Raw genomic sequence first — 23,368 nt, forward strand, 5'->3', positions numbered from 1 at the left:
CTCATCGCGGGCCGGGCCCGGTCCACCGGCCCGGGCCCGCGGTGCCCGCTACGCCCGATAGGGGACCCCGCCGTGCTCGCCCAGGCGGGGCGGCGGCCGGTAGTCCGGCTCGTAGCCCGCGACCCGCACCGGGCTCCCGACCAGCCGGAAGCCGCCGGCCGTCACGATCATCTCCGGGGTCGCGTCCAGCGCCTGCGGGAGCGTCCGCACGGCCGCCGCGGGGACGCCCAGCGGCCGCAGCCGCGCCTCCCAGCCCGCCGCCGTGTCGGCCGCCAGGGCCCGCGTCACGACCTCCAGGACCTCCTCGCGCCGGAGCGTGCGCTCGGCCATCGTCGGGAAGCCGGTCACCCCCGCCTCGGCGCAGAAGGACTTCCAGAACGCGTCATGGGTGATGAACAGCGCCAGATGCCCCTCGGCCGTCGGGAACAGCTGGGCCGGGACGTAGTACGAATGCGCCCCGTTGGGCAGCCGCCGCGGCTCCACCCCCTCGTTGAGGTACGCCGAGGCCCGGTAGTTGAGCTGCGAGAGCATCACGTCCCGCAGCGACACCTCGACCTGGCCGCCCTTGCCCGACAGGAGCTGGGCCAGCAGCCCCAGCGCGGCGGTCAGCCCGGCGGAGTTGTCGGCGGAGGAGTACCCCGGCAGCGTCGGCGGCCCCTCCGGATCGCCGGTGAGCGCCGCGACGCCGGTGGCCGCCTGCACCACGTAGTCGAAGGCGGGCTCGTCGCCCGCCGCCAGGCCGTAGCCGGTGATCGCGACGCAGACGATCCGCTCGTTGTACCGGCGCAGGTCGTCGTAGGTGAGACCGAGCCGCTGGATCGCCGACGGCTTCAGGTTGACCAGCAGCGCGTGCGCGTCCGTCACCAGCTCGCCGAGCCGCTCGCGGCCCGCCTCGGAGGTCAGGTCGAGCCGGATGCTGCGCTTGCTGCGGTTCAGGCTGGCGAAGTAGGCGTCGCTCACCTGCCGCGACAGGTCGCCGCCCGGCGGCTCGATCTTGGTGACCTCCGCGCCGAGGTCGGCGAGCATCATGGTGGCGTACGGGCCCGCCAGGATGTGGCCGACCTCCAGGATCCGGATCCCGGCCAGCGGCCCGGCGTTCACCGGAAGTCCGCGGCGAGGCCCGACAGCACCTCGCGCGTCCGGTGCTTGGAGGCGACCAGCTCCTCCCGGCCCTCCCCGATCGGCAGCAGCCGCACCGACAGGTCGGTGACCCCGGCGTCGGCGAACCGGCGGAACCGGGCCGCGATGGCCTTCTCGTCCCCGGCCGCGCACAGGTCGCCGACGTCCTTGGCGTCGCCGTAGTCCAGCAGCCGCTGGTAGTTGGGCGAGATCTCCGCCTCGCCGAGGATCCGGTTGGCGCGCTCGCGGGCCGCGTCCACCTCCGACGGCCGGCACAGGCAGACCGGGATCCCCGCGATGATCCGCGGCGCCTTCCGCCCCGCCTCCTCGGCCGCCTTGGTGATCCGCGGCACCACGTGGTCGGCGACCGCGCGCTCGTCGGCCATCCACAGCACGGTCCCGTCGGCCCGCTCCCCCGCCAGCTTCAGCATCACCGGGCCGAGCGCGGCCACCAGCACCGGCAGCGGCGCCACCGGGCCCAGTTCGAGCGGGTTGTGCACGGTGAACGTGTCGTTCTCCACGTCGACCGGGCCCGGGCCCTTGAACGCGGCGTCCAGCACGTCCAGGTAGTCGCGGGTGAACTTGGCCGGCTTCTCGTAGGGCAGCCCGAGCATGTCCTGCACGATCCAGTGGTGCGAGGGCCCGACGCCCAGCGCCAGCCGCCCGTCGGCGGCCGCGTGCGTCGACAGCGCCTGCCGGGCCAGCGCGATGGGATGCTGCGCCTGCAGCGGGACGACCGCCGTCCCCAGTTCGATCCGCTCGGTCCGGGCGCCCATCAGCGCCACCGCCACCAGAGCGTCGAAGTCCGTCGGCACCTGCGGGATCCACGCCGAGTCCAGCCCGGCGCCCTCCGCCCACAGCACGTCCTTGATCATCCGCCCGACCTTGCGCGCGGAGTCACCCCGCTCCGGCCCGATCATCACGCCAACCCGCACGGCCCCTCCAAGTCCTTCGTCTCCGTGGTCTGCTCGCGAACGTGGCCGGGCGGTCGCCCGGCCGGATCGCCCTCCGCGCGCGGCGTCAGGGCGGGGCGGGAGAGGCGGTCAGCGCACCGACCTCCGTCACGATGACGTCCAGGGCGGTGCCCGTCGGGAAGACCGCGGCGGCGCCCGCCGCCTCCAGCGCCGGCACGTCGGCCGCGGGGATGGTGCCGCCGACCACCACCGCGATGTCGCCGGCCCCGGCCGCCCGCAGCGCCTCCACGGTGCGCGTGGTCAGCGCCACGTGCGCGCCGGACAGGATGCTGAGGCCGACGACGGCGACGTCCTCCTGGAGCGCGATCGCCACGATGTCGTCGACCCGCTGGCGGATGCCGGTGAAGACGACCTCGAAGCCGGCGTCGCGCAGCGCCCGCGCGACGATCTTGGCGCCGCGGTCATGGCCGTCCAGGCCGGGCTTGGCGACCAGGACCCGCCCCGGGCTCTCGGAAACGCCGGCCATCAGAACACCACCGGCTGCTGGAACTCGCCCCAGACCGCCTTCAGCGCGGCGACCATCTCGCCGACCGTGCAGTAGGCGTTGGCGCAGTCGATCAGGGGACCCATCAGGTTCTCCTCACCCTCCGCGGCGCGGGCGAGGTCGGCGAGACGGGCGCGAACGGCCGCGGAATCGCGTTCGGCCTTGACCTTGGCGAGCCGTTTGAGCTGCCGTTCCCGGCCCTCGGCGTCGAGCTCGAAGGTCGCGATGTCGGGGGCCGGCTCGTCGGCGGCGAACCGGTTGACGCCGACGATCGGCTTGGTCCCGTCCTCCATCTCCCGGTGCAGGCGGTAGGCCTCGTCGGCGATGAGGCCCTGCAGGTAGCCGTCCTCGATCGCGCGGACCATCCCGCCGTGCCGTTCGAGGTCGTCCATGATCTCAACGATCCTGGCCTCGGTGGCGTCGGTGAGCGCCTCGACGAAGTAGGAGCCGCCCAGCGGGTCGACCACGTTCGCGACGCCGGTCTCGTAGGCGAGGATCTGCTGCGTGCGCAGCGCCAGCGTCGCCGACTCCTCGCTGGGCAGCGCGAACGGCTCGTCCCAGGCCGCGGTGAACATCGACTGCACCCCGCCCAGCACCGAGGCCATCGCCTCGTAGGCCACGCGCACCACGTTGTTGCGGGCCTGCGGCGCGTACAGGGACGCCCCGCCCGCCACGCAGCCGAACCGGAACATCGACGCCTTGTCGGAGGTCGCGCCGTACCGCTCCCGGACGATCGTCGCCCAGCGCCGCCGCCCGGCCCGGTACTTGGCGATCTCCTCGAAGAAGTCGCCGTGCGTGTAGAAGAAGAACGAGACCTGCGGCGCGAACTTCTCGATCGACATCCGGCCGCGCGCCATCACGGTGTCGCAGTAGGTGACGCCGTCGGCGAGCGTGAACGCCATCTCCTGCACCGCGTTGGCGCCCGCGTCGCGGAAGTGCGCCCCCGCCACCGAGATCGCGTTGAACCGCGGGACCTCCTCGGCGCAGAACTCGATGGTGTCGGCGATCAGCCGCAGGGACGGCTCGGGCGGCCAGATCCAGGTGCCGCGCGAGGCGTACTCCTTGAGGATGTCGTTCTGGATCGTCCCGGTGAGCTTGGCGCGCGGGACGCCCTTGCGCTCGGCGGCGGCCACGTAGAACGCCAGCAGGATCGCCGCCGTCCCGTTGATGGTGAAGCTGGTGCTGATCTGGTCCAGCGGGATGCCGTCGAAGAGGATCTCCGCGTCGGCGAGGGTGTCGACCGCGACGCCGACGCGGCCGACCTCCTCGCCGACTTCGGGGTCGTCGGAGTCGTACCCGCACTGCGTGGGCAGGTCGAGTGCCACCGACAGACCGGTCCCGCCCTGCTCCAGCAGGTAGCGGTAGCGGCGGTTGGACTCCTCCGCCGTGCCGAACCCGGAGTACTGGCGGAACGTCCACAGTTTCTTGCGGTAACCCGCGGCGAAGTTGCCGCGGGTGAAGGGGTACTCGCCCGGAGCCGGGGGGTCGGCCCCCTGGTCCGCCGGTCCGTAGACCGCCTCCAGGGGGATGCCGGACGAGGTCTGGACTGGGTCGTCGCTCATGCGGGTTCGTCCTTCATGAGTTCGAGCTTCTCGACCTTGCCGGTCGCGTTGAGCGGCAGTTCCTCCAGGAACTTCACCGACCTGGGCACCTTGAAGCCGGCCATCTTCTTCCGGCTCCAGGCGATGAGCTCCTCCTCGGTGAGTTCGCCCCGCCGGACCACGAACGCCTTGCCGACCTGGCCGAGGCGCTCGTCCGGCACCGGGACCACGGCCGCCTGGGCGACGGCCGGATGCTCCATGAGGAAGCCCTCGATCTCGGCCGGGTAGGCGTTGAAGCCGCCGACGATGAACATGTCCTTCTTGCGCCCGACGATGCGCAGGTAGCCGCGCTCGTCCTGGGTGCCGAGGTCGCCGGTGTGCAGCCAGCCGTCGGCGTCGATCGTCTCCGCGGTGGCCTCGGGGTCGTCGAAGTAGCCCTTCATGACCGTGTAGCCGCGGACGAGGACCTCGCCGTCGGAGGCGATCGTGGCCTCCACGCCGTCGCAGGGCCGGCCCACCGTGGTGGCGATGTCCTCGAACGAGTCACCGGGACGGGACGCGGTGCAGGTGCCCGCCTCGGTCAGCCCGTAGCCGGTCATGATCGTCTGGAACGGCAGCTCGGTCACGATCCGGCGGATCAGGTCCACCGGGATGTCGGCCGCGCCGGTCACGGCCGCGCGCAGCGAGGACAGGTCGTGCTTGCCCTCCGCGTGCGCCGCCAGCAGCGAGTGGTACAGCGTGGGCGGCCCCGGCAGCATCGTGATCTTCTCGGTCTCGATCAGCTCGAGCACCCGCGGGACGTCGAAGACGGGCACCGGGTGCACCGTGGCGCCGCGGATCATGGAGGCGATGCAGCCGGCCTTGTACCCGAAGATGTGGAAGAACGGGTTGACGATCATGTATCGGTCGCCCCGCCGCAGGTCGGCCAGGTCGCACCACTCGGAGTACAGCCGGAGCGTCTGGGTGTGCGTCATCATGACGCCCTTGGGCCGCCCGGTCGTCCCCGAGGTGAACATGATGTCGCAGACGTCGTCGCCGCGGCTCTCGCGCTCGAACGGCGAGCCGCTGGACAGGAAGTCCGACCGGATGTCGATGGTCGGCACCTCGGGCGGTCCGTCGTAGTCCTCGCCGAGGAAGCCGCGCTGCGCCAGGACCAGCTTGGCCCCGCTGCGGCGGATGATGTCGTGGGACTCGTCGGCCTTGAACCGGGTGTTCACCGGGACCATCACGCCGCCGGCGGTCAGCAGGCCGAACGCCGCGATGATCCACTCCGCCGAGTTGGGCGCCCAGATCGCCGCCCGGTCGCCCTTGCCGATCCCGGCCTCCGCGAACGCGCCCGCGGCGACGCGGACCCGCTCGGTGAGCTCGGTGAAGGTGAGCCGGAGCGGCCCGTCGACGACCGCCTCGGCCGAGCCGAAGCGGTCGCCGGCGCTGAGCACCATCTGGGGGATGCTCTCCCAGGTCATACCGACATCATCCGGGCCAGGTTGCCACCCATGATCTTGGCCTTGTGGTCCTCGCTGAGGTCGGTGAGCTCCTTGATGTAGCTCGCCGGGTCGGCCAGGCCCTCGGGGTGGGGGTAGTCGGAGCCGAACAGCACCCGCTCGACGCCGAGGATGCCGGACAGCTCGGCCATGTCCTCTTCCCAGAACGGGCTGATGTGGATGTTGCGGCGGACCGCCTCGATCGGGTTCTCGCCGAACTCGTGCGGCATCTTCTTGTAGACGTCGGCGAGGTCGCTGAGCAGCGGCTTGAGCCAGGACGCGCCGTTCTCGATGACCGCGATCTTCAGGTCGGGGAAGCGGGTCAGGGCGCCGTGGCAGACCAGCGAGGCCACCGAGTCCTGGATCGGCCGCCACTCGTTCAGCTGCCGGAACGCGTTCGGCTTGAAGGGCAGCATCTCGTTGCGGTGGCCCTCCCAGTCGCTGGCGTACCGGGCGTAGCCGCTGTCGGAGGAGTGCAGGCCGACCACGACGCCGGTCTCCACGACGCGCTTCCAGAACGGGTCGAACTCCGGCAGCGCGAACGACCGCGGGCCGCGGAACCCCGGCACCGGCGCGGGGCGGACCAGGATGGCCTTGGCGCCGCGCTCCACGCACCAGTTGAGCTCGTCGATCGCCTTGTCCACGATCGGGAGCGTGATGACCGGCGTGGTGAAGATGCGGTCCCGGTAGTTGAACGACCACACCTCGAACAGCCACTCGTTGAGCGCGTGGATGACGGCGTGGATGAGCTCGGGGTCGTCCCGCATGCGCTCTTCGATGAGGCTGGCCAGCGTCGGGAACATCAGCGTGCGCTGGATGCCCTGCTCGTCCATCAGCTCCAGCCGGGGCTCCGGCTCGCGGAAGGCGGGGATCGACTTCATCGGCTCGCCGAAGATCTCGCGGCGGGTCTTCCCCTCGGGGTTGCCCACGCGGAAGTACTCCTCCATCGCCCCCGGACGGGCGACCACCTCGAAGGTGGGGTTGGGGATGTACTCGCTGATCTGGCCCCGGATCGCGATCTTCGTCCGGCCGCGCACCTGCACGTACTCGATCGCGCCGCTGTACTCCTTCGTGAGGTACCGGGTCAGCGCCTCCGGCGGCTCGTACAGGTGGTTGTCCGCGTCGAAGAGCGGATACGGCAGTTCACGTGAGGGCATCGAGATCCTCCCTTGCTTGATTTGAGAAGCCTATTCTCAAGTCTGTCGCGCTGCAATATCGGCCCGGAGAACGTACTTCTGAACCTTGCCGCTGGGGGTCCGCGGGAAGTCCTCCACGGCGTGCAGCTCCTCCGGCCACTTCTGCCGGGCCAGCCCGACCCGCTCCAGGTGGTCCCGCATCTGGTCGAGCGTGGGCGCCGTCGCGCCCGGCCGGGGCCGGACGAACGCCGCGGCGTGCTCGCCGAGCCGCACGTCGGGGGCGGCCACCACCACGGCCTCGGCGACGCCGGGCAGGGCCAGCAGCGCCTCCTCGACCTCCAGCGCGCTGATGTTCTCGCCGCCGCGGATGATGACGTCGGACTTGCGGTCGGTGATGGTGAGGTAGCCGTCCTCGTCGACCACGCCGATGTCACCCGTGCGGTACCAGCCGTCCTCGTCGAAGACCCTGGCGGTCAGCTCCGGATCGGTGTAGCCGAGGCACAGGTCGGGGCCGCGGCTGAGGATCTCGCCGTCCTCGGCGAGGCGGAACTCCACGCCGGTCATCGCGTCGCCGTCGGTGTAGAGCCGCTTGGCCTCGGGGGCGGTGTGCCGCGAGCCGGTGATCGACGGGTGCTCGGTGCTGCCGTACGAGCGGAACACCGTGATGCCGAGCTCGGTCAGCCTGGTGGTCACCGCCACCGGCACCGCCGCGCCGCCGAGGCCCGCGTACTTCATGTGCGCCAGGTGCTCCGGCCTGAAGTCGGGGTGGTCGAGCAGGCTGGTCATGAAGTACGCGGCGCCGCCGCCCACCGTGAGGCCGTCGCTCTCCATCAGCGCCAGCGCCTGGCCCGGGTCCCACACGTCGGCGAGGTTGATCGCCGCGCCGTCCAGGACGGGGATCAGGAAGGCGTTCAGCATGCCGATGAAGTGGCCGACGGGAGCGGCGGTGAGCTGCTTGCCGCGGTCGGGCGGGTAGAGCCCGGCGAGCTGGCGCGTCTCGAATCCCAGCGTGCGGTGGCTGTGCACCACGCCCTTGGGGTCGCGGGTGGTGCCCGAGGTGAACGCGATCAGGGCCGGGTCCGCGGGGTCGGCCGCGAGCGTCCCCTCGAAGGGCTCGCCGGCGAGCAGGTCGTCGAAGTCGCGGCCCACCACGCCGACCACGGGCACGTTCGCCGACAGTTCCGGCCGGTACTCCATGCGCCCGAAGCCCTCGGCGGTGACGAAGACCTTCGGCCGGACGCTCTCCAGGATGTAGCCGACCTCCTTACGCCCGTAGAAGTGGACGATCGGCACCACCACCGCACCCAGGAACGCCGACGCCCAGAAGACGGCCGCGGTCTCCACCCAGTTCGGCAACTGGAAGGCCACCACGTCGCCGGGGCCGACGCCCCGCTCGCGCAGCCCGGCGGCGAGCCTGCGGGCCATCCCGTCGACGTCGCGGAAGGTGCCCGACCAGGGCCGCACGGCAGAATGGACGCGGAACTCGGCGTCCGGAGCGGCCGCCAGCCCGCGGGCCAGCAGATCCCCGAGCGTGTCCCCGGTCCACCAGCCCTCCGCCTCGTAACGCTTGACCAGCTCTTCGGGGACGGTCCGCAGCCGAGCCATGTGAGCACTCCTTCCGCCGGCGATAATTGCACTCTCGCATGAAGAGAAGCTAGATTCCACCTATGGCGCGAGACCATGGCTTCCATCCGGTCCGGATCAAGCGGATCGTCCAGGAGACGGCGGACGCGCGCACGTACGTGCTCGACGCCCCGTTCCCCTACCGGGCAGGCCAGTTCCTGACCTTCAAGGCCTGCGGCACGCTGCGCAGCTACTCGATGTCGAGTTCGCCGGATACCGACGACGAGCTCATGACGACGGTGAAGCGCGTGCCCGGCGGCCTGGTCTCGAACTGGATGCACGACAACCTGGCGGAGGGCGACGAGCTGTCGGCCACCCTCCCGGCCGGGGTGTTCTGCCTGCGCGAGACCGAGGCCCCGCTGGTGGCCTTCTGCGGCGGCAGCGGGGTCACCCCGATCCTGTCGCTGGTCAAGAGCGCGCTGGCGACGACCGGCAGGCGGGTGCGGGTGCTGTCGGCCAACCGGGACGCCGGCTCCGTCATCTTCCGGGCGGCGCTGGACGAGCTGGCCGAGCGCCACCCGGACCGGTTCGAGATACGCCAACACCTGGACGACGCGGGCGGGTTCGTCACCGCCGGGCAGGTCCGCGAGTTCACCGGCGGCGACAGGGACGCCGACTTCTACCTGTGCGGGCCCGAGCCGTTCATGGACCTCGCCGAGGGCGCCCTGCTCGAGCACGGCGTCGACGCGGAGCAGATCTTCGCCGAGCGCTTCGAGCACTCCTCCGACTCCGCCGACCCGTCGGCCGCAGAGGAGAAGGAGGGCACGGTCACCATCGTGCTGGACGGCAAGCGCCGCACCGTCCCCCAGCACACGGGCGAGACGCTCCTGGAGAGCGCCCGCCGGGCCGGCCTCACCCCGCCCTTCTCCTGCGAGGCGGGCAACTGCGCCACGTGCATCGCCCAGATCACCCAGGGCGAGGCCAAGATGCGCGTCAACAACGCCCTGGACGACGACGAGGTCACCGAGGGCTGGGTCCTCACCTGCCAGGGCGAGCCGGTGACCCCCGAGGTCACGGTCGTCTACGAATGAGCCGCCGCACTCCCACCTCACCACTCCCACCTCACCACGGAGAGCCGCATGGTAGATCTTGAGCTGGAGCAGGGGCTGGCGGTCATCACCATCAACCGCCCCGAGGCCCGCAACGCCATCGCCCCGGCCACCATGGACGAGCTGGACAAGGCCCTCGACGCCGCGGCCGGCGCCCTGGCCCTGGTCATCACGGGCGCGGGCGACCGGGCGTTCGTCTCCGGCGGCGACCTGAAGCAGCTGGCCCTCATCCGGACCGAGGACGAGGCGCTGGCCATGGCGCTGCGGATGCGCGGCATCTGCGACCGCATCGCCGCCTTCCCCGGCCCGGTCGTCGCCGCGCTGAACGGGCACGCGCTGGGCGGCGGCGCCGAGGTCGCGGTGGCCGCCGACATCCGGATCGCCGCCGCCGACATCAAGATCGGCTTCAACCAGTCGACGCTGGCGATCATGCCCGCGTGGGGCGGCGCGGAACGGCTGGCCGCCCTGGTCGGCAGGGGCCGGGCGATCATGCTGGCGGGCGCCGGTACCCTGCTGGACGCCGCCGAGGCGCAGCGCGTCGGCCTGGTCGACCAGGTCCTGCCCCGGGACTCCTTCGAGGAGGGCTGGCGGGCCCTGGCCCGGTCGCTGGCCACCGTGCCGGCGGGCGAGATCAAGCGGGTGGCCTCCGGGTCGGTGCCCGCGCAGGAGGCGGCGCGCGCGTTCGCGCGCCTGTGGGTGGCCGACGAGCACTGGGAGGCCGCGGAGAGGGTGATGAACCGTGCCAGATGAGCGAGACGGGGTGCCGGGCGATGTGCTGGTCGAGGAGGGGCCGCTGGGCCTGATCGTGCGCCCGCGCGGCGCCGCCGCCGGTCCGGTCGTCCTGTACGTGCACGGCGACCGGCATCTCACCGGCGACCCCGAGGCGGCGCTCGACACCGCCGGGCGGCTCGCCCGGCGAACGGGCACGACGGTCGTGTGCGCACGCTACCGCGCCGCCTTCCCCACCGCCCTCGACGACGTCCAGGCCGCCTACACCGGCTGCGGCTCCACGGAGCCGGTGGCGGTGGCGGGCGAGGGCATCGGCGCGGGGCTGGTGGCGGCGCTGCTGGTCCGGCTGCGCGACTCCGGGGCGCCCATGCCCCGCCGCGCCGCGCTGGTCTCGGCGCTGCTCGACCTGAGCCTGCAGGCGGCCAGCCTCCAACTCAACGCGGCCGCCGATCCGGGCTTCGACCTCGCCGAACTGCGGCGGCGCGTGGCGGCCTACGCCGAGGGCACGGCGCTGACCGACCCGCTGCTGAGCCCGCTCTTCGCCAACCTGCACGGGCTGCCGCCCGTCCAGCTCCTGGTGGCGGGCACCGACCCCCTGCTGGACGACTCGCTGGCGTTCGCCGCCCGCGGGGCGCGCTCCGGCGTCACCGTGGACCTCCAGGTGCGGCCCGACGCGGCCGCGCTGCGCGCCGCGGCCGTGCCGGCCCTGGCCGCCTTCATCGGGGAGCGGTCCCCAGCAGCACCGACAGCACGTCCCGCATGATCTCGGGGTGGCCGGCCCGCTCCCGGTCGAGCAGCCACTGCTGCTGCATGCCGTCGATCATCGCCACCAGCGCGGTCGCGACGGCCTCGGGGCTCAGCCCGCTCGGCAGGCGGTCCCCGTACTGGGCGGCCAGCCGCCGGACGGTGCGCGCCCGCACCCGCTCGTAGTAGTCGCGGAAGTACTCCTGGGCCGGGTGCCCCTCGGTCACGCTCTCGGCGACCAGCACGCTGTAGACCTGCGCCAGGCCGGCGTTGGCCCGGTCGTAGGCGACGACCTCGGCCAGCTGGACCGGCCACTCGCCGACCGGGCGGTCGGCGGTCAGGGCCTCGCGGCTCGCCTCGTCCCGCAGCTCCAGAACCGCGGCCAGCAGCTTCTTCTTGCTCGGGAAGTAGTGCAGCACGCCCTGCCTGGTCAGTCCCACCCGCTCCGCGATCGCGTCGAGCGAGGTCCCCCGGTAGCCGCGTTCGGCGAACATCTCCAGGGCCGCGTCGAGGATCTCCTGGCGGCGGCTCGTCCCCATCCCACGTCCTTCCACGGCTACCTACCTACATGTAGGTAGGTGATGTTACCGTGCTCACACCAACGAGATCGATGGAGTGGCGGGAAGGACGGATGCCATGACCGAGGTGGCGATGGTCACGGGCGCCGCCGGCGAGATCGGTGAGGCCGTCGCGCGGCGGCTCGCCTCGGCGGGGGTCCGCTGCGTGCTGGTGGACCGCGATCCGGCGGTCCACGGGATCGCCGCCGGCATCGGCGGGGTCGCCGTGGCCGGCGACCTCAGCGACCCCGATCTGGCCACCCGGGCGGTCGCCCACGCCGGCGGGCGGCTCGACCTGCTCGTCCTGAACGCCGAGTCCGGCTGCGCGGACACCGACCCGGCCATGCTGGACCTGCGCGGCTACAAGTCGGTGGTGGCGGCGAACCAGCACGGCGTCGTGTACGCCCTGCGGGCCGCGCTCCCCCTGATGCGCCGCAGGCGCCGCGGCTCGATCGTGGTCACCGCCTCCGTCGCCGGGCTGGTCGGCCTGGAGACCGACCCGTTCCACACGATGACCACGCACGCGGTGATCGGCCTGGTCCGGGCGTCGGCGGGGCCGCTGGCCCGGGAGGGCATCCGGCTCAGCGCGGTCTGCGCCGACCCGTACTGCATCATGCCGGGCGGCCACGTCCACGACGGGACGGACGGGAGCGCCGGCGGGGAGATCGCCGAGGCCGTCGTGAACGCGCTGCGCACCGCCGAGCCGGGCTCGGAACTGGTGCTGCGCCCCGGCAGGCCGCTCGTCCCCTACGCGCCGGCCCCGCTCCCCTGAACGGCGGCGCGGGCCCGCCTTCCGCGGGCCCGCGCCTCGTCACGCTCCTCGTCCCCGCCCGCCGGCGCGTGCGCGCCGGCGGGCGGGCGCGCCCTCACACGACCGGGGCGGCGAAGGTCTTGATCTGCAGGAACTCCTCCAGGCCCTGGACGCCCATCTCGCGTCCGATGCCCGACTGCTTGTAGCCGCCGAACGGGGCGTTGGCGCCGAAGTAGTTGCCGCCGTTGATGCTGAAGGTGCCGCTGCGGATCCTGCGGGCCAGCGCGATGGCCCGCTCCTGGTCGCGGGAGAACACCGTGCCCGACAGGCCGTAGATCGTGCTGTTGGCGATGCGCACGGCGTCGTCGTCGTCCTCGTAGGGGATGACGGCCAGCACCGGGCCGAACACCTCGTCCTGCGCGATCTCGCTGTCGGGGTCGACGTTGCTCAGCAGGGTCGGCGCGTAGTGGAAGCCCGGCTCGGCCTTCTCGCCGCCGGTGACCAGCGTGGCGCCCGCCTCGACGGCCCGCTTGACCATGCCGTCCACCTTGTCGCGCTGCTTCTCGCTGATGAGCGGGCCCATGTAGGTCTTGGGGTGGGTCGGGTCGCCGTACCGGACCTTGCCCATCGCGGCCGCGACCTTCGCGGCGATCTCGTCGTGGCGGGCGCGGGGCACCAGCAGCCGGGAGGTGAGCGCGCAGCCCTGCCCGGCGTGCACGCAGATGCCGAACGCGGCGAACATCGCGGTGGCGTCGACGTCGGCGTCGTCGAGCAGGATCATCGCGGACTTGCCGCCCAGCTCCAGGAAGACCCGCTTGATCGTGCGGCTGGCCGCCGCCATGATCCGCCGGCCGGTCTCGGTGGAGCCGGTGAAGCTCACGATGTCCACGTCGGGGTGGGTGGTGAGCAGCTCGCCGACCTCGGTGCCGGAGGAGGACAGCACGTTCACCACGCCCGGCGGGATGTCGGTGTGCTCGGCGATCAGCTCGCCCAGCGCCAGCGTGGTCAGCGGGGTGTCGGGCGCGCCCTTGAGCACGACCGTGCACCCGGCGGCGAGCGCGGGGGCCAGCTTGGCCAGCGCGAGCTGGTTGGGGTAGTTGTACGGCAGGATGGCGCTGACGACGCCCCCGGCCTCCTTCTCGATCCAGCGCAGGTGGCGCTGCCCCATGCTCTCGACCTCGCCGATCTCCTCGCGCATCGGGAAGGTCCGCAGCAGGTCGGCGTAGAAGCGGACGATCTCCAGCGGGTCGTCCAGCTGGGCGCCGTGGGTGAGCTGGCGGGTCGCGCCGACCTCGCTGATCGTCAGCTCCCGCAGCTCCTCCTTGTGCTCGACCAGCGCGTCGTACAGCCGGTCCAGGGAGCGGATCCGGGCCTGCACGTCGGTGGCCCAGTCCGTGGTGTCGAAGGCGCGGCGGGCGGCCTCGATGGCGGCCTCGGCCTGCGCCCTGGTGGCCTCCGGCGCCTCGCCGACCAGCTCCCCGGTCGCGGGGTTGCGGGAGGGGAAGGTCTGTTCGCCCTCGACCAGCTTTCCATCAATGAGCAGGCGCTTCACGGCGGCACCACTTTCCATCGTCGGCGTCTCCACCACCGGGCACCCTGCCGTTTCGGCGGTCCCGCCGGCCTCGGGCGCTCGACGGCCAGTACCAGTGAAAACTACATTCTCAGCTGATGTGAATCAAGCATCCGAGAATGAGAACGGATTCACCGCCAGCACCGCCGGGTGACGGCCACCTCACTCCGCGCGCGGCGCGAGGCCGCCCGGGGGTTTCGTAGGGTCGAGCCCCGAGAGTAAGGTTCTCCCATTCGGAAGGGAGATTTCCATGACGGAGACGAGGGCTCTGTCCCCGAGTCTGGGGGTGGAGGTCACCGGCGTCGAGGACCTGCTCGACGACGCGCTGATCAGCCGGTGCCTCGAAGCGCTCAAGTGGCGCGGCGTCCTGCTCATCCGCGGCCTGCACCTGGACGACGAGGGCCAGCTCGCATTCAGCCGCAAGATCGGCGAAGTCGTCTCGCTGCGCGGCAAGGAGATCTTCACGGTCTCGCTGGACCCGTCCAAGAACCCGACGGCCGAGTACCTCAAGGGCACCTTCCACTGGCACCTCGACGGCACCAGCGACGAGGTGCCGATCAAGGCCACCACGCTGACCGCCCGGCACGTGGCCATGGTCGGCGGCGGGACCGAGTTCGCCAGCACCTACGCGGCCTACGAGAACCTGCCCGAGGGCGACCGCAAGCGCTACGACGGCCTGCGCGTGGTGCACAGCTTCGAGGCGTCCCAGCGGCTGGCCAACCCCGACGCGACCGAGGAGCAGATCAGGAGTTGGCGGACGCTCGGCTCCCGCGAGATGTCGCTGGTGTGGGAGCGCGGCGACGGCCGCCGCTCCCTGGTCAGCGGCACGACCGCCGACCACATCGTCGGCATGGACCCCGCCGAGAGCCGGGCGCTCCTGGACGAGCTCCTCGAATGGTGCACCCAGCCGCGCTTCTGCTACACCCACGACTGGGAGGTCGGCGACCTCGTGATGTGGGACAACACCGGGATCCTGCACCGGGCGCTGCCCTACGACGCCGCCTCGGAACGGACCCTCCACCGCACCACCATCGTCGGCGAGGAGGCTTTCGCGTGAGCGTGAAGACCGCAGTGGTGACCGGCGGCGCCTCGGGCATCGGGCTGGCCATCGCCGAACGACTCCGCGCCGACGGCCACAACGTCGCCGCCCTCGACCTCAACCCTTCCGGCCCCTCCTCCCACAAGGCCGACGTGACGGACCGGGCCCAGGTGGACGAGGCGCTGGCCGCCGTCCGGGAGGAGTTCGGCCCGATCACGATCCTGGTCAACGCGGCCGGGCAGGAGGGCTACAAGCGCTTCGTCAACCTGACGTTCGAGAAGTGGCAGCGGGTGATCGACGTCAACCTCAACGGCGTCTTCCACTGCGTCCAGGCCGTGCTGCCCGACATGCTGGAGGCCGGCTGGGGCCGGATCGTCAACATCTCCTCCTCCAGCGCGCACTCGGGCCAGCAGTACATGGCGCACTACGTGTCGGCCAAGTCGGCTGTCAACGGGCTGACCAAGGCGCTGGCCCTGGAGCTGGGCCCCGAGGGCATCACCGTGAACGCGGTGCCGCCCGGCTTCATCGACACCCCGATGCTGCGCAGGTCCGAGGAGCGCGGGCTGCTCGGCGGGTCGATCGACGACCACATCCAGCGGACCCCCGTCCGGAGGGTCGGCAGGCCCGAGGACCTCGCGGCGACCTGCTCGTTCCTGATCTCCGAGGAGGCCGGGTACATCACCGGGCAGATCATCGGCGTGAACGGAGGACGCAACACGTGACCCGCCGCCTCCCGCCCGTCCCCTACGAGGACTGGGACCCCGGCGCCATGTCGGTCCAGGGCGGCAAGCTGCCCCGGTCCAACGTGCTGGGGCTGCTCGCCCACCACCCGGCGCTCGCCAAGCGGTTCCTGCACTTCAACGACCATCTGCTGATCGCGTGCAGCCTTCCGGACCGCGACAAGGAGCTGGCGATCCTGCGCGTCGCCTGGGTTCGGCGCTGCAAGTACGAGTGGGCCTCGCACGTCCGGCTGGGGCGCAAGGCGGGCGTGACCGAGGAGGACATCGCCGGCGTGCGCACCGGCGCGCCCACGCTCATCAACCGGGCGGCCGACGAGCTTCTCGGCGGGCGGCCGCTGTCGGACGGGATCTACGCCGAGCTGGCCGAGCGCTACGACGAGCGCCAGCTCCTGGACTTCGTCTTCACTGTCGGCACCTACGCGATGCTCGCCCTGGTGTTCGAGACCTTCGAGGTCGAGCTCGACCCGGGGATCACCGACGAGAACTTCGATAGCGTGTGATGAGAATGCTATTCTCATCCAAGAAAGGAGTGTGACCATGCCGCACTTCCCCAAGCCGTCCGTGGGCAGCTGGACCGAGCAGTACCCCGAGCTCGGCACGGCCCCCGTGAACTACGAGGACTCCATCGACCCGGCCCACTACGAGGCCGAGCGCGAGGCGATCTTCAAGAAGACCTGGCTGAACATCGGCCGGGTGGAGCAGGTGCCGCGCGTCGGCAACTACTTCACCAAGGAGCTGGCCGTCGCCGACACCTCCATCGTCGTCGTGCGCGGCAAGGACAAGGAGATCCGCGCCTTCCACAACCTGTGCCGCCACCGCGGCAACAAGCTGGTGTGGAACGACTACCCCGGTGAGGAGGTCAGCGGCACCTGCCGCCAGTTCACCTGCAAGTACCACGCCTGGCGGTACGACCTCGAGGGCTCCCTGACCTTCGTCCAGCAGGAGGGCGAGTTCTTCGACCTCGACAAGAGCGAGTTCGGCCTCAAGCAGGTCCGCTGCGAGATCTGGGAGGGGTTCGTCTTCATCAACCTCGACCAGGACGCCGAGCCGCTGAAGCACTACCTCGGCGACCTGGCCAAGGGGATCGAGGGCTACCCCTTCCACGAGATGACCGAGGTCTTCAGCTACCGGGCCGAGGTCGGCAGCAACTGGAAGCTGTTCATCGACGCGTTCGCCGAGTTCTACCACGCGCCCGTCCTGCACCAGAAGCAGGCCACCAAGGAGGAGGCCGACAAGCTCCTGGGCTACGGCTTCGAGGCGCTGCACTACGAGATCAAGAGCCCGCACTCGATGGTCTCCTCGTGGGGCGGCATGTCCCCGCCCAAGGACCCGCGGATGGTCAAGCCGATCGAGCGGGTGCTGAAGAGCGGCCTGTTCGGCCCGTGGGAGCGCCCCGACATCGAGGGCGTCGAGCTCGACCAGCTGCCGCCCGGGGTCAACCCGGCCGGGCACCGGTCCTGGGGCGTGGACTCCTTCCACTTCTTCCCCAACTTCATGCTGCTGGTCTGGGCCCCGGGCTGGTACCTCACCTACCACTACTGGCCGACCGCGGTCGACCGCCACATCTTCGAGGGGAAGCTGTACTTCGTCCCCGCCAAGACGGCGCAGGAGCGGCTCCAGCACGAGCTGGCGGCGGTGACGTTCAAGGAGTACGCCCTCCAGGACTCCAACACCCTGGAGGCCACCCAGACGATGCTCAAGAGCCGGAGCGTCCTGGACTTCCCGCTCAACGACCAGGAGATCCTGCTCCGCCACCTGCACAAGGTGGCCGGCGACTACGTGAAGGAGCACAACAATGCTGCCGGCTGATTTCGCGGCGCTCGAGTCGTACAAGGAGTGGATCCTCCCCGGTGAGCCCGAGCGGTACGCCAAGCGGCTCGCCAGCTCGATGGAGGAGATGCAGGCGTTCTACGACGCCGCCTTCCCGCTGCTCGAGCAGGCGAACAAGCACCTGGAGACCTTCCCCATCGACGACCTGCCCGAGCCCGAGCGCAACCTGCTGCTGCTCATGTGCTCCCTGGTGATGGTGTCCTTCCCTGTCGAGGTCTGGAAGCAGGCGCGGGTGCCCGACAGCGGCGCCGCCTACCTCGACGTGATCGCCGAGCCGCGGATCTGATGGCGCTCACCCTCCGGGCGGCACGCGTCCTGCACGTCGAGACGGGAGAGTTCGAGACGCCGGGCTGGATCACCGTGGACGGCGACCGCATCACGGCGGTCGGCGGCGGCACCGGTCCGGCGGGCGGCGGCGAGGCGGGCGAGGTCCTGGACCTCGGCGACGTCACGCTGCTGCCCGGCCTGATGGACATGGAGGTCAACCTCCTGATGGGCGGCCGGGGCGAGACCGCCGTGCTCTCCCCCGTCCAGGACGACCCGCCCCTGCGGATGCTGCGTGCGGTGGGCAACGCCCGACGCACGCTGCGCGCGGGCTTCACCACCGTCCGCAACCTCGGCCTGTTCTGCAAGACCGGCGGCTACCTGCTGGACGTCGCCCTCGGCAAGGCCATCGACGCCGGCTGGGTCGACGGCCCCCGCGTCGTCCCGGCCGGCCACGCGATCAGCCCCACCGGCGGGCATCTGGACCCCACGATGTTCGCCGCCTACGCGCCCGGGATCATGCCCCTCTCCGTGGAGGAGGGCATCGCCAACGGGGTGGAGGAGGTCCGCAAGGCCGTCCGCTACCAGATCAAGCACGGCGCCAAGCTCATCAAGATCTGCGCGTCGGGCGGGGTGATGTCGCACACCGGGATCCCCGGGGCGCAGCACTACTCCGACGAGGAGCTGCGCGCCATCGCCGACGAGGCGCACCGGCGCGGGCTCAAGGTGGCGGCGCACACCCACGGCGCCGACGCCGTCCGCTCGGTGGTCGAGGCGGGCATCGACTGCATCGAGCACGCCTTCCTCATCGACGACGCGACGCTCGACCTCATGGCCGAGCGCGGCACCTGGCTGGTGCCGACGACGGCGCTGACCGAGGGCATGGACCTGTCGCACGCGGCGCCCGAGCTGAAGGCCAAGGCCGCGGAGATCTTCCCGCGCGCCCAGACGGTCATCGCCCGGGCCGCCAAGGCCGGCGTGAAGATCGCGGCCGGCACCGACGCGCCCGCGATCCCGCACGGCCGCAACGCCAGCGAGCTGGTCGCCATGGTCGAGCGCGGGATGACGCCGCTGCACGTGCTGCAGTCGGCGACCGTGAACGCGGCCGAGCTGATCAGCGCCGACGACCGCGGCCGGATCGCCGAGGGCCTCCTCGCCGACCTGATCGCGGTGCCCGGCAACCCGCTCGACGACATCACGGTCACCACCGATGTCCGCTTCGTAATGAAAGGAGGGAAGGTCTTCCATGACAAACGTTGAGGACGTCATCGAGATCCAGCAGCTGCTGGCCAAGTACGCGGTCTCGATCACCAAGAACGACATCGACGCGCTGCTGGAGGTTTTCACCCCCGACGGCACCTACAGCGCCTTCGGCGAGGCCTACCGGCTGGACGAGTTCCCCGCGCTGGTCGAGTCGGCGCCCAAGGGCCTGTTCATGGTCTCCACGCCGCTCCTGGACATCCAGGGCGACGAGGGCACCGGGGTGCAGAACCTGTGCTTCGTCGACCACTCCACCCACGACATGCGCATCGGCTACTACAACGACACCTACCTCAGGACGGCGGACGGCTGGCGGCTGCGCACCCGCGCCATGACGTTCATCCGCCGCAACGGTGAGCACAACTCGGGACGCCCGCACTCCCATGCGCGTCGATGAGTTCCGGACGGGGCTGCGGGCCTGGCTCGACGAGCACGACCTGCGCCCCGTCCACGACGGGTCGCTCGACGGGGAGATGGCGCAGCTCTCCCGGGTGCGCCGGGCGATGTTCGACGCGGGCTGGATGCGCTGGGGCTGGCCCGAGGACGCCGGCGGCCTGGGCGGGCCCACGATCCTGCGCGCGGTGCTCGGCGAGGAGCTCATGGCGCGCAACCTCGCCGACCCCGGCCTCTACACGCTGATCGAGGTGCTGGCGCCCACGCTGATCCGGTACGGGTCCCCCGACCTGCTGGCGTTCGTCCCGACGCTGCTGGCGGGCGAGGAGACCTGGTGCCAGGGGTTCTCCGAGCCCGGCGCGGGCAGCGACCTGGCCTCGCTGACCACCCGGGCCGTCCGGGACGGCGACGAGTGGGTGATCGACGGGCAGAAGGTGTGGACGTCCCTGGCCCAGTACGCGGAGCGGTGCGTGCTGCTGGCCCGCACCGGCAAGCCCGGCCACCGGGGCATCTCCGCGTTCCTGATGGACATGGACACCCCCGGGATCACCGTGCGGCCCATCGAGACCATGCACGGCAGGGACGAGTTCGCCGAGGTGTTCCTCGACGGCGTCCGGGTGCCCGCCGCGCGCATGCTCGGCACCGAGGGGCAGGGCTGGGAGATCGCGATGAGCATCCTCCCCGACGAGCGCTCCTCGTGCTTCTGGCAGCGGATCACCTACCTCTACACCCGGCTGGACCGGCTGCTGGCGGAGGACCACACGGCGTCGGCGCGGCAGATCGGCGAGGCGTACCTGGACCTGCACGCGGCGCGGTCGCGGTCCGGGCTCACCCAGCGCCGCCGCGACCGGGGGGAGACGCTCGGCGCGGAGACCTCGATCGACAAGATCCTCCTGCAGACCGCCGAGCAGCGCCTGTACGACACCGCGCGGGAGGCCCTGCCCGGCGAGATCGAGTACGGCTCCTCGCCCTGGCGCGAGGAGTTCCTCTACTCGCGGGCCTCCACCATCTACGGCGGCACCGCCGAGATCCAGCGCAACATCATCGCCAAGCGCCTGCTCTCCCTGGGGGACGAATGATCGAGGCCGCCGATCTGGCCCTGCTCTCCTCGGGCCTGCGCTCCGCCATGGAGTCGCACTCCCCCGACGGCCTGGACGCCGCCCTCGTCGAGCTGGGCTGGCACGACCTGCTGGAGGCGTCGCCGGACGAGGCGGTGGCGCTGGTCTTCGGGCTGCTCGGCGAGACGGGCGCGCACGCGCCCGTCCTCAACGACGTGCTGCTGCACGCGATGAAGCGCCCGCCCGGCGGCGTCGTGGCGCTGGCGGAGAGCGGCCTGGCCTTCGGGCGCCCCTGGGCGCCCTCGGAGGGGCTCGACCCGGAGCTCGGGCTGTCCCGGGTGGAGTGGGAGCCGCTGCCGGCGGAGGCGCTGGCGGCGGGCCGCAGGGCGCTGGGCTTCCAGCTCGTCGGCGCGGGCCGCACGGCCCTGGAGCTGGCCCGCGAGCACGCGCTGGCGCGGGAGCAGTTCGGGCGGCCGGTGGCCTCGTTCCAGGCGGTGCGCCACCGCCTGGCCGAGACGCTGGTCGCCCTGGAGGCGGCGGAGGCCGCGCTCGCCCACGCGGACGATCCCATGACCGCCAAGCTCGGCAAGGCCCTGGCGGGCCGGGCCGGGCTGACGACCGTGCGGAACTGCCAGCAGGTGCTCGCCGGCATCGGCTTCACCGCGGAGCACCGCTTCCACCGGTTCGTCCGCCGGATCCTCGTCCTGGACGACCTGCTGGGCTCGGCGGCCGTCCTGGCCACGGAGATCGGGGGGTCGGTGCTGGAGGGCCGCCGGGCGCCCCGGCTCGTCGATCTCTGAGGGCCGTCCTCCCGGACGCCGAGGGGGGTGGGACGCCTGACGGCGTCCCACCCCCCTCGTCCTCGTTCAGCGTTCTCGTTCAGCTCATCTGGGCAGGCCGAGGATGCGCTCGGCGATGATGTTGCGCTGGATCTCGGAGGTGCCCCCGGCGATCGTGCCGGCGAAGCTGCGGGTGTACCGCTCGAACCAGCTGCTGGTGAAGGGCTCGAAGCTCATGTGGTTGAACGGCGCGGTCTGCTCGGGATGGACCAGGCCGTCGGCTCCGCGCTCCTCCAGCGCGTGCAGGTTGCCCGCCTGCACCGCCTCCGAGCCGAGCAGCTTGAGCACCGACAGCTCCGCCGGGTCCCGGTCACCGCCCAGTTGCCGATAGCCCAGCAGCCGCAGCGCCTGCAGATCCATCTCCAGCGTGGCGTACCACTCCTGGTCGCTGCGGGCGTCCCGGAGCAGGTTCTCGAGCTGCTCGGCGAAGCTGAGCCACAGCAGGGTGCGCTCGTGGCCGAGGGAGCCGTGCGCCACGTTCCAGCCCTTGTTCAGCGGGCCGATCAGATTCTTCCGGGGCACCCGGACGTCGGTGAAGAAGACCTCGTTGAAGTCCAGGTCCTCGGGGTCGGCGATGGACCCGAAGGGCCTGCGCACCACGCCCTCGGCGGCGGTGGGGATGAGCAGGACGCTGATGCCCTTGTGCTTGGGAGCCTCGGGATCGGTCCGCACGAACGTCAGCAGCACGTCGGCGTCATGGGCGCCCGACGTCCACACCTTCTGCCCGTTCACCACGAACTCGTCACCGTCCAGGACGGCACGCGTGCGCAGCCCGGCCAGGTCGGAACCGGCACCGGGCTCGCTCATGCCCAGGGCCGCGGTGATCTCGGCCCGAAGGATGGGGACGGCCCACTCGCGCTTCTGCTCCTCGGTCCCGAACGTCAGGATCGAGGCCGCGATGATGCCCAGGCCCTGCGGGTTGAAGCTGTGGTAGATCCGCCGCCTCGACAGTTCCTCGAGGTGGGCGAGTTGCTGCGGGAGGGTGGCGTTGCGGCCGCCGAACTCGGGCGGGTTGCCGGGAAGCAGCCAGCCCGCGTCGAACAGCTTGCGCTGCCACCGCCTCGCCCATTCCGGCACGTCGGCGCTGGAGCGGGCGCGGGGGATGGCCTCTTCCTCGCTCGGCAGGTTCGCGTCCAGGAAGGCGGAGAACTCGGCGCGGAACTTCTCGAGTTCGGGGTCGATTCCGAGTTTCACGCGACCAGCGCCTTCCTGTGCACCGACGCGGTACCCAGCAGCAGATCACACGCCTTCGCCCGCTTCAAATGCACCTGCACCTCGTTCTCCCACGTGAACCCCATCGCCCCGAACAACTGCAGCCCATGAGCGAACACCACCCGCTGACACTCCCCCGCCGCAGCCTTGGCCATCAACGCCGCCCGGCCACGACCCGCGTCGTCCTCCGCGATCGTCAACGCCGAGAAATACGCCAGCGCACGGGCCCGCTCGATCGCCACGTACATGTCTGCGGCCTTGTGCTTCACCGCCTGGAACGACCCGATCGGCACACCGAACTGCACCCGCTGCTTCACATGCTCCACCACCAGATCCAAAATCCGGCGGCAACTGCCGACGGCCGTGACCGCCAACCCCATCAACGCCAGATCCGGGACACCGGCGACCAGATCCTGCGCCTCCACATGCGCCACATGCAGCGTCGGATCGAAGACATCCACCCGCTTGGCCGCCAGATCCGCCCCGTTCACCACCACCACACCATCACCGGTCACCAACGCGACCTCATCCGCCCTGTCCGCGTCCAGCACGAACCGCCCGGTCCCGTCGCACACCGCCGTCCCCGCACCCTCGGGCAACCTGCCCGCCAGCGGAGCGAACCACGTCGCCGACGCCAAAAACGGCGTCGGATCGGCCACATACCCCAACTCCTCCAGCACGATCGCCAGCTCTACCGGCGGAGCCTCCAACCACCCCAACTCCCGGTACTGCGCCCACAACCGATCCTCCGGCAACGACCGCGACTTGGCCACCGTCTCCCGGACCATCTGCTGCAACAGCCGCTGATCCTCATCGAACTCGACATCCACCGGCGACCTCCACAAAGACGCACCGCAGAGAGATGCGATAGTATCATTCTCATTCTAGGGTAGTACCAGTCTCAAAGATGCAAGCAGCGATTCCGCCAGGCGCGGCGGGCACCTCCCCGGGCGTCGCGCGTCCCTACCGAGA

At 71.3% G+C, this 23,368-nt stretch carries 24 protein-coding genes; 13 read left to right on the forward strand and 11 right to left on the reverse strand.

Features of this window, described 5'->3' with window-relative positions; translation table 11 throughout:
- Nucleotides 1-48: 48 nt before the first annotated feature.
- The 7 genes from ACZ466_RS53375 to ACZ466_RS53405 form a co-directional block, all read right to left on the reverse strand.
- Nucleotides 49-1,101: a CaiB/BaiF CoA transferase family protein gene (locus ACZ466_RS53375; protein ID WP_378289925.1), complete on the reverse strand. Its 1,053-nt coding sequence runs from the start codon at nt 1,099-1,101 to the stop codon at nt 49-51.
- A complete protein-coding gene (locus tag ACZ466_RS53380; protein ID WP_378289922.1) occupies nt 1,098-2,054 on the reverse strand; it encodes an LLM class F420-dependent oxidoreductase in 957 nt (318 codons plus the stop codon). The genes ACZ466_RS53375 and ACZ466_RS53380 overlap by 4 nt, the downstream gene beginning before the upstream one ends.
- An 85-nt stretch (nt 2,055-2,139) precedes the next feature.
- Nucleotides 2,140-2,559, reverse strand: a complete 420-nt coding sequence (locus ACZ466_RS53385) for a cobalamin-dependent protein (RefSeq protein WP_378289920.1) — start codon at nt 2,557-2,559, stop codon at nt 2,140-2,142.
- Entirely contained in the window at nt 2,559-4,139 is a 1,581-nt protein-coding gene (locus ACZ466_RS53390; RefSeq protein ID WP_378289918.1) for a methylmalonyl-CoA mutase family protein, read from the reverse strand. The genes ACZ466_RS53385 and ACZ466_RS53390 overlap by 1 nt, the downstream gene beginning before the upstream one ends.
- Nucleotides 4,136-5,584, reverse strand: coding sequence for a FadD3 family acyl-CoA ligase (locus ACZ466_RS53395; RefSeq protein ID WP_378289916.1), 1,449 nt, complete (start codon nt 5,582-5,584; stop codon nt 4,136-4,138). Before ACZ466_RS53395 ends, ACZ466_RS53390 begins: the two co-directional genes overlap by 4 nt.
- Nucleotides 5,581-6,759, reverse strand: coding sequence for an amidohydrolase family protein (locus ACZ466_RS53400; protein ID WP_378289914.1), 1,179 nt, complete (start codon nt 6,757-6,759; stop codon nt 5,581-5,583). The genes ACZ466_RS53395 and ACZ466_RS53400 overlap by 4 nt, the downstream gene beginning before the upstream one ends.
- Before the next feature lie 36 nt (nt 6,760-6,795).
- On the reverse strand, nt 6,796-8,343 hold the full coding sequence (locus ACZ466_RS53405; RefSeq protein WP_378289913.1) for an AMP-binding protein: 1,548 nt from the start codon (nt 8,341-8,343) through the stop codon (nt 6,796-6,798).
- A 62-nt stretch (nt 8,344-8,405) separates the two neighbouring features.
- Between ACZ466_RS53405 and ACZ466_RS53410 the strand changes: the two genes are divergently transcribed.
- Genes ACZ466_RS53410 through ACZ466_RS53420 form a run of 3 tightly spaced genes read left to right on the forward strand, consistent with a single transcriptional unit; the run spans nt 8,406 to nt 10,902 of the window.
- Nucleotides 8,406-9,392, forward strand: coding sequence for a 2Fe-2S iron-sulfur cluster-binding protein (locus ACZ466_RS53410; RefSeq protein WP_378289911.1), 987 nt, complete (start codon nt 8,406-8,408; stop codon nt 9,390-9,392).
- Nucleotides 9,393-9,440: 48 nt separating this feature from the next.
- Nucleotides 9,441-10,160 carry an enoyl-CoA hydratase/isomerase family protein gene (locus ACZ466_RS53415; protein WP_378289909.1) on the forward strand — a complete coding sequence of 240 codons (720 nt, stop codon included), beginning with the start codon at nt 9,441-9,443 and terminating at the stop codon, nt 10,158-10,160.
- Nucleotides 10,150-10,902, forward strand: a complete 753-nt coding sequence (locus ACZ466_RS53420) for an alpha/beta hydrolase fold domain-containing protein (RefSeq protein WP_378289907.1) — start codon at nt 10,150-10,152, stop codon at nt 10,900-10,902. The genes ACZ466_RS53415 and ACZ466_RS53420 overlap by 11 nt, the downstream gene beginning before the upstream one ends.
- On the opposite strand, the gene ACZ466_RS53425 is transcribed toward ACZ466_RS53420, so the two are convergent.
- A complete protein-coding gene (locus tag ACZ466_RS53425; protein ID WP_378289905.1) occupies nt 10,856-11,422 on the reverse strand; it encodes a TetR/AcrR family transcriptional regulator in 567 nt (188 codons plus the stop codon). The two genes, ACZ466_RS53420 and ACZ466_RS53425, sit on opposite strands and share 47 nt — an antisense overlap.
- A gap of 97 nt (nt 11,423-11,519) precedes the next feature.
- Between ACZ466_RS53425 and ACZ466_RS53430 the strand changes: the two genes are divergently transcribed.
- On the forward strand, nt 11,520-12,212 hold the full coding sequence (locus tag ACZ466_RS53430; protein ID WP_378289903.1) for an SDR family oxidoreductase: 693 nt from the start codon (nt 11,520-11,522) through the stop codon (nt 12,210-12,212).
- A 94-nt stretch (nt 12,213-12,306) separates the two neighbouring features.
- Here the strand turns inward: ACZ466_RS53430 and ACZ466_RS53435 are convergent, their stop codons facing one another.
- Nucleotides 12,307-13,743 (reverse strand): aldehyde dehydrogenase family protein, encoded by a 1,437-nt coding sequence (locus tag ACZ466_RS53435; RefSeq protein ID WP_464042381.1) that lies wholly within the window; start codon nt 13,741-13,743, stop codon nt 12,307-12,309.
- 268 nt (nt 13,744-14,011) lie between these two features.
- Between ACZ466_RS53435 and ACZ466_RS53440 the strand changes: the two genes are divergently transcribed.
- Genes ACZ466_RS53440 through ACZ466_RS53480 form a run of 9 tightly spaced genes read left to right on the forward strand, consistent with a single transcriptional unit; the run spans nt 14,012 to nt 21,145 of the window.
- A complete protein-coding gene (locus tag ACZ466_RS53440) occupies nt 14,012-14,818 on the forward strand; it encodes a TauD/TfdA dioxygenase family protein (protein WP_378289899.1) in 807 nt (268 codons plus the stop codon).
- Entirely contained in the window at nt 14,815-15,522 is a 708-nt protein-coding gene (locus ACZ466_RS53445) for an SDR family NAD(P)-dependent oxidoreductase (RefSeq protein ID WP_378289897.1), read from the forward strand. Before ACZ466_RS53440 ends, ACZ466_RS53445 begins: the two co-directional genes overlap by 4 nt.
- Entirely contained in the window at nt 15,519-16,040 is a 522-nt protein-coding gene (locus tag ACZ466_RS53450) for a carboxymuconolactone decarboxylase family protein (RefSeq protein WP_378289895.1), read from the forward strand. Before ACZ466_RS53445 ends, ACZ466_RS53450 begins: the two co-directional genes overlap by 4 nt.
- Nucleotides 16,041-16,077: 37 nt before the next feature.
- Nucleotides 16,078-17,349, forward strand: a complete 1,272-nt coding sequence (locus ACZ466_RS53455) for an aromatic ring-hydroxylating oxygenase subunit alpha (RefSeq protein ID WP_378289892.1) — start codon at nt 16,078-16,080, stop codon at nt 17,347-17,349.
- The gene (locus tag ACZ466_RS53460; RefSeq protein WP_378289890.1) at nt 17,336-17,656 is read left to right on the forward strand and encodes a hypothetical protein; all 321 of its coding nucleotides are present in this window, start codon (nt 17,336-17,338) and stop codon (nt 17,654-17,656) included. Before ACZ466_RS53455 ends, ACZ466_RS53460 begins: the two co-directional genes overlap by 14 nt.
- Entirely contained in the window at nt 17,656-18,894 is a 1,239-nt protein-coding gene (locus ACZ466_RS53465; protein WP_378289887.1) for a metal-dependent hydrolase family protein, read from the forward strand. The genes ACZ466_RS53460 and ACZ466_RS53465 overlap by 1 nt, the downstream gene beginning before the upstream one ends.
- Nucleotides 18,881-19,291 carry a nuclear transport factor 2 family protein gene (locus ACZ466_RS53470; RefSeq protein WP_378289885.1) on the forward strand — a complete coding sequence of 137 codons (411 nt, stop codon included), beginning with the start codon at nt 18,881-18,883 and terminating at the stop codon, nt 19,289-19,291. The genes ACZ466_RS53465 and ACZ466_RS53470 overlap by 14 nt, the downstream gene beginning before the upstream one ends.
- The gene (locus ACZ466_RS53475) at nt 19,278-20,366 is read left to right on the forward strand and encodes an acyl-CoA dehydrogenase family protein (RefSeq protein ID WP_378289883.1); all 1,089 of its coding nucleotides are present in this window, start codon (nt 19,278-19,280) and stop codon (nt 20,364-20,366) included. The genes ACZ466_RS53470 and ACZ466_RS53475 overlap by 14 nt, the downstream gene beginning before the upstream one ends.
- Entirely contained in the window at nt 20,363-21,145 is a 783-nt protein-coding gene (locus ACZ466_RS53480) for an acyl-CoA dehydrogenase family protein (RefSeq protein ID WP_378289881.1), read from the forward strand. The genes ACZ466_RS53475 and ACZ466_RS53480 overlap by 4 nt, the downstream gene beginning before the upstream one ends.
- Before the next feature lie 84 nt (nt 21,146-21,229).
- Here the strand turns inward: ACZ466_RS53480 and ACZ466_RS53485 are convergent, their stop codons facing one another.
- Complete coding sequence (locus tag ACZ466_RS53485) at nt 21,230-22,378, reverse strand: acyl-CoA dehydrogenase family protein (protein WP_378289878.1); 1,149 nt, start codon at nt 22,376-22,378, stop codon at nt 21,230-21,232.
- Nucleotides 22,375-23,226 (reverse strand): acyl-CoA dehydrogenase family protein, encoded by an 852-nt coding sequence (locus ACZ466_RS53490; protein WP_464042386.1) that lies wholly within the window; start codon nt 23,224-23,226, stop codon nt 22,375-22,377. Before ACZ466_RS53490 ends, ACZ466_RS53485 begins: the two co-directional genes overlap by 4 nt.
- Nucleotides 23,227-23,368: the final 142 nt, after the last annotated feature.

The organism is Actinomadura rugatobispora (genome assembly GCF_055379765.1).